Genomic DNA, 12991 nt, shown 5'->3' on the forward strand with positions numbered 1-12991 from the left:
GCGGTCTCTGGGCAGCATGCTGCCAACCACCCACTTTGACCCACGGGCGCACGGCCGCCCAAATGGTCGTGACCGACTCGTGACCTGGGGTCGGGTGATCCGACCCGGTCAGAAGCCCAGACGCTGCAGCTGCTTGGGGTCGCGCTGCCAGTCCTTGGCCACCTTGACGTGCAGGTCGAGGAAGACCTTGTGGTCGAGCAGCCTTTCGATGCCCGCCCGCGCCGTCGTGCCGACCTCGCGCAGCCGTGACCCGCCTCGTCCGATGATGATCGCCTTCTGGCTGTCACGCTCGACGTAGACGTTGACCCGCACGTCGAGCATCGGGTCGTCGGCCGGGCGCCCCTCGCGCGGGACGATCTCCTCGACGACGACGGCCAGGCTGTGCGGCAGCTCGTCGCGCACCCCCTCGAGGGCCGCCTCGCGGACGAGCTCGGCGATCATCCGCTCGTCGTCCTCGTCGCTCAGCTGGTCCTCGGGGTAGAGCGGCGCCGGCGACGGCGGCAGGTGCTCGGCCAGGACGCGCAGCACGTCGTCGACCTGGTCGCCGCGCACCGCGGAGCAGGGCACGATCGCGGCCCAGTCGCCCAACTGGTCGATGGCGATGAGGTGCTCGGCCAGCCGGTCGCGGTCGACGGCGTCGCTCTTGGTCGCGATCGCGACGACGGGCACGCGCTTGGCCCGCTGCAGCTCCGCGAGGTCCTTGGCGATGAAGGTGTCGCCCGGACCGATCTTCTGGTCGGCCGGCAGGCAGAAGCCGATGACGTCGACCTCGAGGAGAGTCTCGCGTACGAGGTCGTTGAGCCGCTCCCCCAGCAGGGTGCGGGGCTTGTGGAGGCCGGGGGTGTCGACGAGCACGACCTGCTGGTGGTCGCGTGTGACGATGCCGCGGATCGTGTGCCGCGTCGTCTGCGGCTTGCTCGAGGTGATGGCGACCTTGTCGCCGACGAGGGCATTGGTCAGGGTCGACTTGCCGGCATTGGGCCGGCCGACGAGGCAGGCGAACCCGGCGCGCCACTCGGTCTGCGTCTCGTCCATCGTCATGCCCCGATCTCCTCGTGCTCGCTCTGCCGGCTGTCGACGGGCTCGACCCGCTCGACGATGACCGTCGCGATGCGGTGCTGTCGTCCGGACATCTTCTCAGCCGTGAGGGAGAGGCCGGCGACCTCGCAGTGGGCCCCGACGATGGGGACGCGCCCGGAGATCTTGCCGATGAGGCCACCGACGGTGTCGACCTCCTCCTCGTCGATCGTCACGCCGAAGTGCTCGGCGAGGTCGTCGACGTGCAACCCCGCGGGCACCCGCGTGCGTCCGTCGTCGAGCTCCTCGATGCCCGGCCCCTCGCGGTCGTACTCGTCGGTGATCTCGCCGACGATCTCCTCGAGGATGTCCTCGATCGTCACCAGGCCGGCCGTGCCGCCGTATTCGTCGACGACGATCGCCGCGTGGATCTGGTCGCGCTGCATGTCGCGCAGCAGCTGGTCGACGGGCTTGCTCTCGGGGACGAAGGGGGCCGGCCGCATGAAGTCCGCGACGGGCAGGTCGCGTCCCTCCTCGTCGGCGAGCAGGCGCCGCACGACGTCCTTGAGGTAGAGCAGGCCGACGATGTCGTCGCTGGACTCCCCCACGACCGGCACCCGCGAGAAGCCGGACCGGATGAAGAGGTTGAGCGCCTTGCGCGCCGGCTTGTCCGACTCGATGGTGATCATGTCGGTGCGGGGCACCATGACCTCGCGCGCCAGGGTGTCGCCCAGCTCGAAGACGGAGTGGAGCATGTCGCGCTCCTCGTCCTCGATGATCGACGACTCCCCCGCGAGGTCGAGCAGGTCACGCAGCTCGGCCTCGGAGCGGAAGGGCCCGTCGCGGTAGCCGCGCCCCGGCGTCACGGCATTGCCGAAGGTGACGAGCAGCCGCGCCACCGGCCCGAGGACGCGCCGGACCCCGACGACGAAGGGGGCGGACGCCAGGGCGATCGCGGTGCTGTGCTGCCGCCCGAGGGTCCGCGGGGAGACCCCGACGAGCACGAAGGTCACGACGACCATGATGGCGGCGGAGATGAGCAGGGCCACCCAGGTGCGCTCGGCCTGCTCCACGACGACGAGCGTGATGAGCACCGCCGCGGTCGCCTCGGCGATGGCCCGGAGGAAGGCCAGGACGGAGATCGGGCCCGCGCTGTCGGCGAGGATCGTCCGCAGCGCGCTGGCCCCGCGGCGTCCCTCAGCCTCGGCCTCGTCGGCGGCCACCCGGGAGGCGGATCCGATCGCCGCGTCGACGAGTGTGAGGACGAAGGCGGCGACGATCGAGACGACCGCGCCGATGATCAGCGTCGTCACGCGCCGCTCTCCCGGCCCCGCCCGGCGAGGAAGGTGAGCAGGAGCTGGCGCTGCAGCTCGAACATCTCACGCTCCTCCTCGGGCTCGGCGTGGTCGTAGCCGAGCAGGTGGAGGATGCCGTGCGTGGTGAGCAGCAGCATCTCCTCGATCGGGGCGTGCCCGGCCGTCGCGGCCTGGCGTTCGGCGACCGAGGGGCACAGCACGATGTCTCCGAGGACGCCCTCGAGCGGGGCCTCCCCCTCGCGCCCCGGTCGCAGCTCGTCCATGGGGAAGCTCATGACGTCGGTCGGGCCGGCGAGGTCCATCCACTGCTCGTGCAGCACCGTCATCGTCGCCTCGTCGACGAAGCGGATGCACAGCTCGGCCTGCGGGTGCACGCGCATCTGCGCCAGCACGTAGCGGCTGATCTCGACGAACTCGGCCTCGTCGACGACGTGGTCGGTCTCGTTGAGCACGTCGATGCTCATCGGCGGGCCCCCTTCGTCGCGTCGTAGCGGTCGTAGGCGCTCACGATCTCCCCGACGAGCCGGTGCCGGACGACGTCGGCGGCGTCGAGGTGGGCGAAGTGCACACCGTCGACGTCGGTGAGGATCCGTTGGACCACCTTGAGGCCGGACTCGATGCCGCCGGGCAGGTCGACCTGACTGGTGTCGCCGGTGACGACCATCTTGGAGCCGAACCCCAAGCGGGTGAGGAACATCTTCATCTGCTCGGGCGAGGTGTTCTGCGCCTCGTCGAGGATGATGAAGGAGTCGTTGAGCGTGCGCCCGCGCATGAAGGCCAGGGGCGCGACCTCGATGGTGCCGGCGGCCATGAGCCGCGGGATCGACTCGGGGTCGATCATGTCGTGCAGCGCGTCGTAGAGCGGTCGCAGGTAGGGGTCGATCTTGTCGTTGAGCGTCCCGGGCAGGAAGCCGAGCTTCTCCCCCGCCTCGACGGCCGGGCGGGTGAGGATGATCCGGTTGACCTGCTTGGCCTGCAGGGCGGCGACCGCCTTGGCCATCGCGAGGTAGGTCTTGCCAGTGCCGGCGGGCCCGATGCCGAAGACGACGGTGTTGTCGCCGATGGCGTCGACGTAGTGCTTCTGCCCGAGCGTCTTGGGGCGGATCGTGCGACCGCGGTTGGAGACGATGTTGGTCGTCAGCACGTCGGCGGGGCGCTCGCGGGTCTGGCCGCGCAGCATGGTGATCGAGCGCTCGACGGCATCCTTGTTGAGCGGCTGCCCGGCCTCGAGGATCTCGAGCAGCTCGTCGAGCAGCCGGTCGAGGACCTCGAGGTCGCCGGCCGGCCCGTGGAGGCGGAACTCATTGCCCCGGACGAGGATCTCGGTGCGCGGGAAGGCCCGCTCCATGGTCCGCAGCAGCTCGTCGGTCGGGCCGAGCAGGCTGACCATCGGGATGTTGTCGGGCAGGACGATCGTCTGCTGCACCCGGGGCGCCGGGCCGGACGCGGCCGCCCGCGGGTCGTCGGAGATCGCGTCGAGGGCGCGCAGGTCGGGGTGGTCTGATGGAGGCATCGTGCTCCCGATTCTACGGGCGCGAGCGCGGTCCCACTCCCAGAGGCGGATCGGTGGTCGACCGCGGGGCCACGAGCGGGGGGTGGGCCACGCTCCACGTCGGGGTGATCGCGCGGTGGGCCAGGACGTCCTGGGCCAGACCGGTCGCGGCCGTCAGGCCCTGCCCAAGCATCGCCTGCTCCAGCGCCGCGAGGAAGGCGCGGCGGTTGCGCGCCCCCAGCAGGTACCAGCCGAAGACCGATCGGCCGGGGTCCGGTGCTCCCGCCACGTTGGCCGACAGCATCGATCGCTGCCATCCGTTGACCACGACCATGGGCCCGGCGGTGCCGCGCGTCGCGCCCGCAGGAGCCGCCACATTCCGGGTGAGGAAGAGCGCTCGGGACACGTAGACCCGCCCCGGGTCGATGGTCTCCAGCGGGATCGCTGTCTGGCCCCGGAAGCCCAGGACCAGGGCCCGCTCGTGGACCCTGATGCGGTCCAACGCCCCGGCGACGACGAAGATCGCCGCAGCACCGAGGCCGATCGCCAGCGGGACCACCGCGATGGCGGGGTCGGGCGCGATCACGGCCGCGAGAACCGCGACGAGGACGAAGGGCAGGACGAGTGCCGTGAGGAAGCCCGCGGTGGGGCGGGCACGGAAGGTCGCCAGCTCGCGACCGGGGTCGGCCTGCGCCGCGGCGACGAGCTGCTCGAGGTGCGCCTGGGCCGCTGGGCTGCCGTCGTGGTGGAAGAGAGGTCGCACGTGGGGAGCAGCCGGTCCGGTCACGACGCGGCGCCCTCGCTCCACTGCGTCCACAGGTCGATGACGGCCGACTGGGCCACGGGCGTGTAGGTCACGGAATCTGCCCCGGGCTCGGCCACGTAGAGCTCCGACGGAGAGGCGTGGACGACCTTGAGGTCACCCGCCTCGCCCAGCTGCCGCGCCAAGGTCGTCACGTGGGTGATCCCCGCGAGGAAGTCCAGCCGCTCACCACTGGCCAGGTCCGACTCCCCGACGGAGCGGGGCTCGCCACTCGAGGCAGAAGTCTCGGAGACCCCGAGAAAGCGCAGGAACTCGGCCATCTCGTCGGCATCGGACCGGGTCAGCACGAAGGCGTGGTACCCCTGCGGGCTCACGACCTCTCGCAGGAGCACGCCGTCGCCGGCGGGCCGATAGCTCAGCCACGACTGGCCGTCCTCGGTCATCCGCTGCGCGACGAGCGAGGCGTCGACGCGTCGCAGGTGCAGAGCGGCCAGGAGGGACTCGGCCACCTCGTACTCGTTGTCGCCGTCCTCGCGCTCGGCCACGAGCGCAAAAGCGTCGAAGGTCGTCAGGGTCCGCAGAGCGGCCGACTGGGCGAGCTGCTTGTCCTCGGGCGACAAGCCGCGGTACCACTCACCGAGAGGGCCCGCGAGCTGTGCATCGCCGACGAGCGCCACCATGGCCTCGTCGGGCAGCGCACCGAGGGTGAGTCGCGCGTCGCCGCCCAGCGCCGCGAGCGCCTGCGCGGCTGCCTGCTCCGCTGCGGGTGAGTCGATGATTCCGGGTGTCTTGAGCTCAGGCACTTAGAACAGGCCTCCGATGGCGCCGACAGGGTCAGACAGGACACTACCAACGCCGTCGGCAACTGCCTTGGCTCCGTCGGCCACCGCACCGGCGCCGTCCGCGATCGCCCCACCGACGGCCTTGGCGCCGTCGACGATGGCGCCGCCTGCGTCGGAGAGCGCCCCCGAGATGGCATCCCAGTTCTGGTAGATCGCGATGCCCGCAGCGGCGATGCCGGCCACGGCCATGACGCCGATCCCCACCGGGCCCAGCGCGACACCGAAGGCCGCCGCCGTGGCCAGGCCACCGCTCAGGGCTCCCAGACCGCCGCCCGCTGCCCTCAGGTAGTCACCCTCGCGGATGCCCTGCACGAGGTCGATGCCGCCGGTGATGACGCCCAGCGGCCCGAGGACCTTGCCGAGGGTCGGCCCGGTCGCCCGCAGCAGGCCACCCAGCTTGGAGCTGATCTTGGCCGGGATCGTGCCGCGGAAGAGATCGTCCATCTGACTCGCCGTCGCACCGAGCATGCTCTGCAGGCGAGCCTCCGGCATCAGTGCCTGGTACATCTTGAAGGTGTTGCCGGTGAGGGCGGCGAGCAGGCGCGGGCCCTTGGTCACCAGTGCTGCGATACCCGACCCCAGCGGGCCGAGCGCGGCCAGGTCGTCGAACCCGAAGCCGTCGTCCCCTCCGCCGCCTCCGGGGGCACCCGACCCTCCCGGGCCACCGGGCTGGCCCCCGCCACCGGGTGCACCTCCCCCGCCCTGAGAGGCCTGGTCCTGGTCGGACGCCTGCTGCTGCAGGCCCTTGCCCAGCGCCTGCACCGTCTGGCTGGCCGCGGCGAGGGACTTCTCCGCACCTCCCCACGAGCCGCTGAAGCTCTCGAGATCCGGACCCTCCCACGCACCCGACAGGACGGACAGCTGACCGCGCCCCTGGCTGCCGATGTTGCTCAGCGTCTCGCCGTTGCGCAGCAGATCGCTCGCGATCTGCCGGACGCGCTCGACGTCCATGCCCTCCTGCACGCTCATCCGTGGCCCTCCTGCTCGATGGTCCTGTCTCGACCCCCGAGCCTAGGCACCATTCGTGGATCGTGACATGGGGAGCACTCCCCTCAGCGCCACCGATCCCGTGCGCTGAGCACGGAGACGGCCGCCGGACCGGCCGTCGAGGCCCGCAGCACCTGGGTGCCGAGGCGGACCGGGACACCGCCGGCGGCCACGAAGCGCTCCAGCTCCTGCGGCGAGATCCCACCCTCGGGACCGACGACCAGGAGGACCTCCCCCCCGTCGGGCAGGTCGGCCGTGGCCAACGGCGTCGTGGCGTCCTCGTGCAGGACGAAGGGGGTCGCCCCGGCGAAGCGCTCGGCGAGGGTCTGGCTCGTGGCCAGACCCTCGAGCTGCGGCCACCGGCCGCGGCGGGACTGCTTGGCCGCCCGCTCGATCACGTTGGCCCACTTGCGCAGGCCCTTGTCGACCTTGGGTCCCTTCCACCGCACGATCGAGCGGTCGGCCTGCCAAGGGACGACCCCGTCGACGCCGAGCTCGGTGGCCGCCTCGACGGCGTCCTCGTCGCGGCCGTCCTTGGACAGGGCCTGTACGAGCGTCAGGCGAAGGGAGGGCTCCGGCTCGTCGGCGCGCTGCCGCACCCGCAGCCGCACGAGGTCACGGCCGACCTCGGCCGCCTCGGTGAGCACACGCGCACCCTGCCCGTCGGCGACGAGCACCTCCTCCCCCACCTCGAGCCGCACGACGGTGGCGGCGTGGTGGGCCTCCGGCCCGGTGAGGTCGACGACGTCGTCCGCGGCGAGACCGTCCAGGTCACCGGGGTCGACGAGGAAGAGCGGCGCGGTCATGCGCCCATCCTGCCTCGCGTCAACTCCGCCAGAGCGGCGGGTCGTACGGCGCGCGGCGCGGGTAAGCCTCACGTCCGGTCGGGACGTCGGCGCGGTGCCGCGTCAGGTGGTCGGCGAGACCCCGCACGGGGTAGCCGTCGGCGGCCATCGCGGCCTCCAGATCACGGACGAAGCCGCCGACGTCGCGCGGCCCGAGCACCCACCAGACGAAGGGGGTGTCCAGCCGGGGAGCGGTGGAGAGCGGGTCGTACTTGGTGCCCAGCCCCCGCCAGTCCTCGACCGCGTCAGGGCCGTCGGTGCCGTTGAGCAGGAGGCACTCCCCGCCGGCGACCCGACGGCGCCGGTTGAGCGTCACGACCGACCGAGCGGCGCGCGCCGAGGTCGCCCACACCATGCGGCCGGGGTCCATCGTCGCGTAGGGCACGGGGCGCGAGGCGACGAGCAGGCCGTGCTCACGCACCTCGATGGTCCGGCTGCCGCGGGTGGCGAGCATCGCCGGGAGCAGGAGCGCCGCGACGACCACGCCGACGCCGAGGGGGCAGAGCACCGCGACCAGAGGAATGGCCCCGACCGCGGCCAGCACGCCCATGACGACGACCAGTCCCACGAGGAGCAGCGCCACGAGTCCGAGGAGGACCGCGACGGGGCGGGAGGCCGCGGGCACCGTGTGGCGCGTCCGGACCTGGCCGAGGTGCTCGGGTCCGAGGCGCAGCCAGGCGTCGAGGTCCGCCGCCGAGCGGGCGGAACCGTCGAGGCGGACGAAGCCCCGGGTCACCAGGCGCCGCGCCAGGCCCGGTAGCGCTCGAGGACGTCCTGCGGCGCGGTGCCGGCGTAGACGAGCCCGTCGCCCTCGACGGTGCCGACGGTCGTCCCGCCCTGCTCGTCCACGGCGACGACGCACGCCTCGGGCTCCGCGTCCTCCCCCGGCGGCACGAGGGCCAGCTGGGTGACGTTTCGCTGGCGGGCGAGGAAGGTCGTGACCTCGCCCGGCGCCGGCGCCCCGCCACCCGGCTGGCGCAGCCCGTCGACGGACGACGCGGTGGCGTGGTCGAGCAGGCCGAGGATGCCGCGGAAGAAGAGCTCCTCGTCGTCGTCGAGCCGCACGAGGTCGAAGGCGTGGAAGCCCTGGGCGGTGACGACCTCGCGCAGCCAGAGGTCACCCGGCCCTCCGCAGGACGTACCAGGACGGCCCCTGCCGGGTCATCGACTGCGCCGAGAGCCCGACCGGCTCGAAGCGCATCCGCAGCAGGGCCATGAGGCGACGGGAGACGCGGGCGCTGAGGTCGCCCTCGGCGTCCTGGGTGACGATGACCTCCTCGCGGGAGGTCAGCGAGCGCAGGGCCGTGGCGCGGCTGACCCGCTGGGGGTGCTCACCGAGCCCCGGGTACCACTGCCCCACCGGCTCGACGGCCTCGATGCCACCCATGAGGACGACGAGCTCCTCGTCGGTCAGCGACCCGAGGTGGCTGGTGTCCGCAGACTCCGCGTACTGGGCCAGCACCTCATGCACGGCCTGCGCCGCGTCGTCGGAGGCGATGATCGGTCGCAGGTCCGGCAGGTCGTCGGGCGCGGGGGGCGCATCGGTCGGCATCGTCGTCATGGGTCAACCTCACCACAGTCGGGGCATCGGGATGCCCGGGAAGGACGGCTTGGGCAGGCCCGGGATCCCCGGCAGGCTCGGAACGCCGGGCAGGGTCGGGAGGCCCGGCAGGCTCGGGAAGCTCGGCGTGGGGATCCCCGGCAGACTCGGGACGGGCAGCGGCGGGATCGTCGGCGTGGGCGCTCCCGGCCAGTCCGGTAGCCCAGGGCCGGGGATCGTCGGCGGCGGGAACTGCGGCAGGGGCAGCGGCAACCCGGGCAGCGGGCTGTTGGGGTTGAGCGGGCCACCGATGAGCCCGTTGTCCCAGGCCCACTTCGCCGCGGCGTCGATCTCGTCGTCGAACTCGCGGTAGATGCCGATGCCGATCGAGATCCCACCGAAGACGAGCGCCAACCCCCCGAGCACGAGCCCGGCCGGCGCCCCGAGGATCGTGCCGGTCGCAAAGAGGGCCGCGATGCCCAGGCCACCGGCGATCGTGCCGGTGAGCCCCTGGAAGAACTGCAGCACCGAGTCCTTGGAGAAGCCCTCGGTGAACCAGCGGTAGATCGACTCGCCCATGTCCCACAGCCCGAGGATCGCCCCGAGGAAGGGGGTGACCTTGCCGAGGAGCTTGAGCGGAAGGGAGAGCCACTTGAGCCACTTGAGGTTCTTCAGCGCGTTGAAGGTCTCGTCGGCCCAGCCCAGGAGGTCCGAGAAGAAGGCCGGGATGGAGTAGGCGAAGCTGCGCAGGAAGTCCCACGCCCCCTTGAGCAGGTCGCCGATGACACCGAAGATGTCGGGGAAGGACGGCAGCTTCGGGAGGCCGGGCAAGCCCGGGAAGTCCGGGAGGCCCGGCAGCTTGGGCAGCTGTGGGCCCCCGGGACCGATGCCCGAGCCCTCGGAGGCACGGTCCTGGTCCTCGGCCTGGCGCGCGAGCTCCTCCCCCATGTCCCGCACCAGCTGCTCGGCGCGATCGAGCTGCGGCCGGGCACTGCCCCACTCGCGCGCGAACTGCTCGACGTCGGGCCCCTGCCAGACGTCCTCGAGCACGCTCATCATCGCGCTGCCGCGCGCGGCGACGTCGCCGATCACGGAGCCCTGCGACCTGAGCTGGTCGGCGATCGACCGGGCCCTGCCGGTCTCCATCCCCTCTGCGACGCTCACTGGTCGGTCCTCCACGTGGTCCAGACGGCCCGCAGTTCGTCGGTGCTCGCCCCGGTGAAGTGCACCGAGCCGTCCTCCGCCGGGCGGCCGAGGGTCAGCGCACCATCGGCACCCACCGCCACGACGAGCCCGGTGGTCTCCCCTTCGGCACTGGTGAGCGTCACCTGCGCGACGTGCTCCTGCGCAGCGAGGACCTCGCGCACCGCGGCCGGGGCTTCGCCGTCGGCCGGCTGGACGAGGTCGACATCGCTCGGGGCGGCCCCGGCGCCCACAACCAGCGCGGCCGCGAAGGTGTTGATCTCCGTGTCGTCGAGCTCGAGCAGGTCGAAGGAGTGGAAGCCGTCCGCGCTCACGAGCTCACGCATCCACCCTGCTGAACCCTGGCGCAGGACGTAGAAGGCGGGGCCGGAGCCGACGACGGACTCGACGACGAGGCGAGCCGGCTCGAGGCGCAGGCGCAGCAGCCCCAGCAGTCGCTGCCCCACCCGGGGCGCGACCGTGCCCTCCTCGTCGGGGGCGAAGACGACCTCCCCACGAGAGGTCAGGGAGCGCAGCGCCGATGCCCGGACCGTCTGGGCCGTGGCGTCGTCGAGTCCGCTGAACCACCGGCCGAGCGGTGCCGCGGTCTCGACGTCGCCGAGGGCGGCCACCAGCTCCTCGTCGGTGAGCGACCCCAGGCGCATCGCCCCGGGCTCGGTCCGGCGGGCGGTGACGGCAGCCGCCGCCTCCCCCGCAGCCTCGGCCATGAGAGCGGACCTCAGGTCGGGCAGCTCCACGGCATCCTGGGCGGTGGTCGTGTCGGTCATGACTGGCTACCTCGTCAGTTCTCGGGGAAGGGACGCTCGGGGAAGGGACGGTCCAGCGGGTGCGCGAAGGGACCACCCGGTGAGAAGGGGTCCGGGTCGAGCGGGTAGGGCATGGGGTCGACCGGGATCGGCGTCGGCACCGGGTTGTAAGGCCCCTTGGGGAAGTCCTCCGGCCACGGCATCGGCTCCGGCATCGGCACCGGGTTGAACGGCCCCTCCGGAAAGTCCTCCGGGAACGGCATGGGCATCGGCTCCGGCATCGGCACCGGGTTGAACGGCCCCTCCGGAAAGTCCTCCGGCCACGGCATGGGCAACGGCTCCGGCATAGGGACCGGGTTGTACGGCCCCTTGGGGAAGTCCTCCGGGATGGACGGCGGCGTGGGCAGCGGATCGGCCACCATGGTCGACGCGAAGGGCGAGGTGGCCATGATCGGCGGGACCGGCGGCGGCAGTTTCGGGCCGTCGTCGCCCCCGCCATCGGGGACGCGCGGGATGCGCGGCTCCGGGAGCGGCGGGACGGGCACGGGGCACCGCGGGATGGGCGGGAAGGGCCACGGCGGCAGCGGCAGCCGCGGGATCCGCGGGAAGGGCGGGATCGGCGGCACCGGGAAGGGCCACGGCGGCAGCGGCAGTCGGGGCAGCTTGGGCCACCGCGGCAGCGGCGGGAGCGGAGGGAGCGGGATCGGGAAGGGCAGGCGAGGCAGCCGCGGGCCGCCCTCACCCTCGGAGGCGCCCTCCTGGTCCTCGGCCTGCACCGCCAGGCCCTCGGCCATCTGGGAGAGCATCTGGCTGGCCCGCTCGATGGCCGGGCGCAGTCCGTCCCACGCCCGGGAGAACTGCTCCGTGTCGGAGCCCTCCCACGCGCCGTCGAGCACACGCATCAGCGCCGTGCCCTTGCCTCCCACGTCGCCGAGCGCCGAGCTCTGCGCCCGCAGCGCTCCCGCGACCTGCCGGACCCGGCCGGCATCCATTCCCTCGCTGATCATCGCCTACTCCCCTGGACGGTCTGTGTTGCGACGAACCTAGCGACGCAGCCGGGGTGACGACATGGGGAGGACTCCCCCCTCCGGTCAGCGCTTGAAGGCGTGCCGCAGCCGACCGACGAAGCCGGAGTCGACGTCGTCGAGCTCGCCATCGGGCTGCTCCTCGTCGCGCACGGCCGCGAGCTCCCGCAGCAGACGCTCCTGCTCCGCGTCGAGCTTGGTCGGGGTGCGCACGTCGACGTGGATGACGAGGTCACCGCGGCCCTCGCGCCGCAGGTGCGTGACGCCGAGGCCGGGCAGGACGATCGTGTCGCCGGGCTGGGTGCCCCGCTTGATGGTGATCTCCTGCTCGCCGTCGAGGGTGGCGAAGCTCATCGTCACCCCGAGCGCCGCCGCGGTCATCGGCACCGCGACGGACGCGTGCAGGTCGTCACCGCGCCGGGTGAAGGTCTCGTGGTCACGCACCCGCAGCTCGACGTAGAGGTCACCGGCCGGCCCGCCACCGGGACCGACCTCCCCTTCGCCCTCGAGGTGGATGCGGGTGCCGCTGTCGACGCCGGCGGGGATGCGCACGGTCATCGTGCGGCGGTTGCGCACCCGGCCCTGGCCGGAGCACTCGTGGCAGGGGTTGGGGATGACCTCGCCGAAGCCCTGGCAGGTCGGGCACGGGCGGCTGGTCATCACCTGACCCAGGAAGGAGCGCTGCACCTGCTGGACCTCGCCGCGGCCGGCGCAGGTCTCGCACGTGCGGCGGCCGGTGCCCGGCTGGGCGCCGTCGCCGGAGCAGGTGCCGCAGACGACGGCGGTGTCGATGGTCAGCTCCTCCTGACCGCCGAAGACCGCGGTCGCGAGGTCGAGCTCGAGCCCCACGAGACCGTCCTGCCCGCGCGCCGAGCGCGAGCGGGGGCCGCGGCCGGCGCCGCCGGCCGCCTGCCCGAAGAACTGCTCCATGATGTCGCTGAAGGTGAAGCCGGCGCCGAAGCCGTCGTGGGCACCGTAGGGGTCGCCGCCCATGTCGTACTGGCGGCGCTTCGTCTCGTCGGAGAGGACGTCGTAGGCCTGCGAGACCCGCTTGAACTGCTCCTCGGCCTCGGGGCCCCGGGGTTGACGTCGGGGTGCAGGGTGCGGGCGAGCTTGCGGTAGGCCCGCTTGATCTCCTCGGGCGTCGCCTCACGGCTGACGCCCAGGTCCTCGTAGTAGTCGTTCACGCGTGACGTCCTCGTGGGTCGTGGGTCG

Annotated in this window: 14 protein-coding genes and 1 pseudogene; all 15 read right to left on the minus strand. The window is 72.5% G+C overall.

Translation table 11 applies throughout. From position 1 onward, the window contains the following. Window positions 1–108 precede the first annotated feature (108 nt). The 15 genes and pseudogenes from era to dnaJ all read right to left on the minus strand — a co-directional run bounded on the left by era (window position 109) and on the right by dnaJ (window position 12963). Entirely contained in the window at window positions 109–1041 is a 933-nt protein-coding gene (gene era, locus H7A72_RS09695; RefSeq protein ID WP_072624905.1) for a GTPase Era, read from the minus strand. Continuing rightward, on the minus strand, window positions 1038–2330 hold the full coding sequence (locus tag H7A72_RS09700; RefSeq protein ID WP_185220404.1) for a hemolysin family protein: 1293 nt from the start codon (window positions 2328–2330) through the stop codon (window positions 1038–1040). The genes era and H7A72_RS09700 overlap by 4 nt, the downstream gene beginning before the upstream one ends. Further along, window positions 2327–2797, minus strand: a complete 471-nt coding sequence (gene ybeY / locus H7A72_RS09705; protein WP_072624907.1) for an rRNA maturation RNase YbeY — start codon at window positions 2795–2797, stop codon at window positions 2327–2329. Before ybeY ends, H7A72_RS09700 begins: the two co-directional genes overlap by 4 nt. Further along, the gene (locus H7A72_RS09710) at window positions 2794–3846 is read right to left on the minus strand and encodes a PhoH family protein (RefSeq protein ID WP_185220405.1); all 1053 of its coding nucleotides are present in this window, start codon (window positions 3844–3846) and stop codon (window positions 2794–2796) included. The genes ybeY and H7A72_RS09710 overlap by 4 nt, the downstream gene beginning before the upstream one ends. A gap of 13 nt (window positions 3847–3859) precedes the next feature. After that, entirely contained in the window at window positions 3860–4588 is a 729-nt protein-coding gene (locus tag H7A72_RS09715; RefSeq protein WP_143445531.1) for a hypothetical protein, read from the minus strand. Between the two features lie 20 nt (window positions 4589–4608). Next, window positions 4609–5391, minus strand: a complete 783-nt coding sequence (locus tag H7A72_RS09720) for a hypothetical protein (protein WP_072624910.1) — start codon at window positions 5389–5391, stop codon at window positions 4609–4611. After that, the gene (locus H7A72_RS09725; RefSeq protein ID WP_072624911.1) at window positions 5392–6399 is read right to left on the minus strand and encodes a hypothetical protein; all 1008 of its coding nucleotides are present in this window, start codon (window positions 6397–6399) and stop codon (window positions 5392–5394) included. Between the two features lie 83 nt (window positions 6400–6482). Continuing rightward, entirely contained in the window at window positions 6483–7223 is a 741-nt protein-coding gene (locus H7A72_RS09730; protein ID WP_185220406.1) for a 16S rRNA (uracil(1498)-N(3))-methyltransferase, read from the minus strand. A gap of 19 nt (window positions 7224–7242) precedes the next feature. Further along, entirely contained in the window at window positions 7243–7998 is a 756-nt protein-coding gene (locus tag H7A72_RS09735; protein WP_185220407.1) for a hypothetical protein, read from the minus strand. Continuing rightward, a complete protein-coding gene (locus H7A72_RS09740) occupies window positions 7995–8327 on the minus strand; it encodes a hypothetical protein (RefSeq protein ID WP_185220408.1) in 333 nt (110 codons plus the stop codon). The genes H7A72_RS09735 and H7A72_RS09740 overlap by 4 nt, the downstream gene beginning before the upstream one ends. A gap of 52 nt (window positions 8328–8379) precedes the next feature. Then, window positions 8380–8823 (minus strand): hypothetical protein, encoded by a 444-nt coding sequence (locus H7A72_RS09745; RefSeq protein ID WP_185220409.1) that lies wholly within the window; start codon window positions 8821–8823, stop codon window positions 8380–8382. Window positions 8824–8832: 9 nt separating this feature from the next. Further along, window positions 8833–9966: a hypothetical protein gene (locus H7A72_RS09750; protein ID WP_185220410.1), complete on the minus strand. Its 1134-nt coding sequence runs from the start codon at window positions 9964–9966 to the stop codon at window positions 8833–8835. After that, the gene (locus H7A72_RS09755; protein ID WP_185220411.1) at window positions 9963–10772 is read right to left on the minus strand and encodes a hypothetical protein; all 810 of its coding nucleotides are present in this window, start codon (window positions 10770–10772) and stop codon (window positions 9963–9965) included. The genes H7A72_RS09750 and H7A72_RS09755 overlap by 4 nt, the downstream gene beginning before the upstream one ends. 14 nt (window positions 10773–10786) lie before the next feature. Then, entirely contained in the window at window positions 10787–11758 is a 972-nt protein-coding gene (locus tag H7A72_RS09760; RefSeq protein ID WP_185220412.1) for a WXG100 family type VII secretion target, read from the minus strand. Window positions 11759–11842: 84 nt separating this feature from the next. Next, window positions 11843–12963, minus strand: a pseudogene (dnaJ, locus tag H7A72_RS09765) (molecular chaperone DnaJ). Window positions 12964–12991 lie beyond the last annotated feature (28 nt).

The sequence above is a fragment of the Janibacter sp. YB324 genome, assembly GCF_014217915.1.
In the GTDB taxonomy this organism is placed as follows: Bacteria; Actinomycetota; Actinomycetes; order Actinomycetales; family Dermatophilaceae; genus Janibacter; species Janibacter indicus.

What these genes read in the sequence shown, in the direction of transcription:
- era (WP_072624905.1), bottom strand. Translation starts at nt 1,041, where the DNA reads ATGACGATGGACGAGACGCAGACCGAGTGGCGCGCCGGGTTCGCCTGC.
- H7A72_RS09725 (WP_072624911.1), bottom strand. Translation starts at nt 6,399, where the DNA reads ATGAGCGTGCAGGAGGGCATGGACGTCGAGCGCGTCCGGCAGATCGCG.
- H7A72_RS09710 (WP_185220405.1), bottom strand. Translation starts at nt 3,846, where the DNA reads ATGCCTCCATCAGACCACCCCGACCTGCGCGCCCTCGACGCGATCTCC.
- H7A72_RS09755 (WP_185220411.1), bottom strand. Translation starts at nt 10,772, where the DNA reads ATGACCGACACGACCACCGCCCAGGATGCCGTGGAGCTGCCCGACCTG.
- H7A72_RS09730 (WP_185220406.1), bottom strand. Translation starts at nt 7,223, where the DNA reads ATGACCGCGCCGCTCTTCCTCGTCGACCCCGGTGACCTGGACGGTCTC.
- H7A72_RS09760 (WP_185220412.1), bottom strand. Translation starts at nt 11,758, where the DNA reads ATGATCAGCGAGGGAATGGATGCCGGCCGGGTCCGGCAGGTCGCGGGA.
- H7A72_RS09745 (WP_185220409.1), bottom strand. Translation starts at nt 8,823, where the DNA reads ATGACGACGATGCCGACCGATGCGCCCCCCGCGCCCGACGACCTGCCG.
- ybeY (WP_072624907.1), bottom strand. Translation starts at nt 2,797, where the DNA reads ATGAGCATCGACGTGCTCAACGAGACCGACCACGTCGTCGACGAGGCC.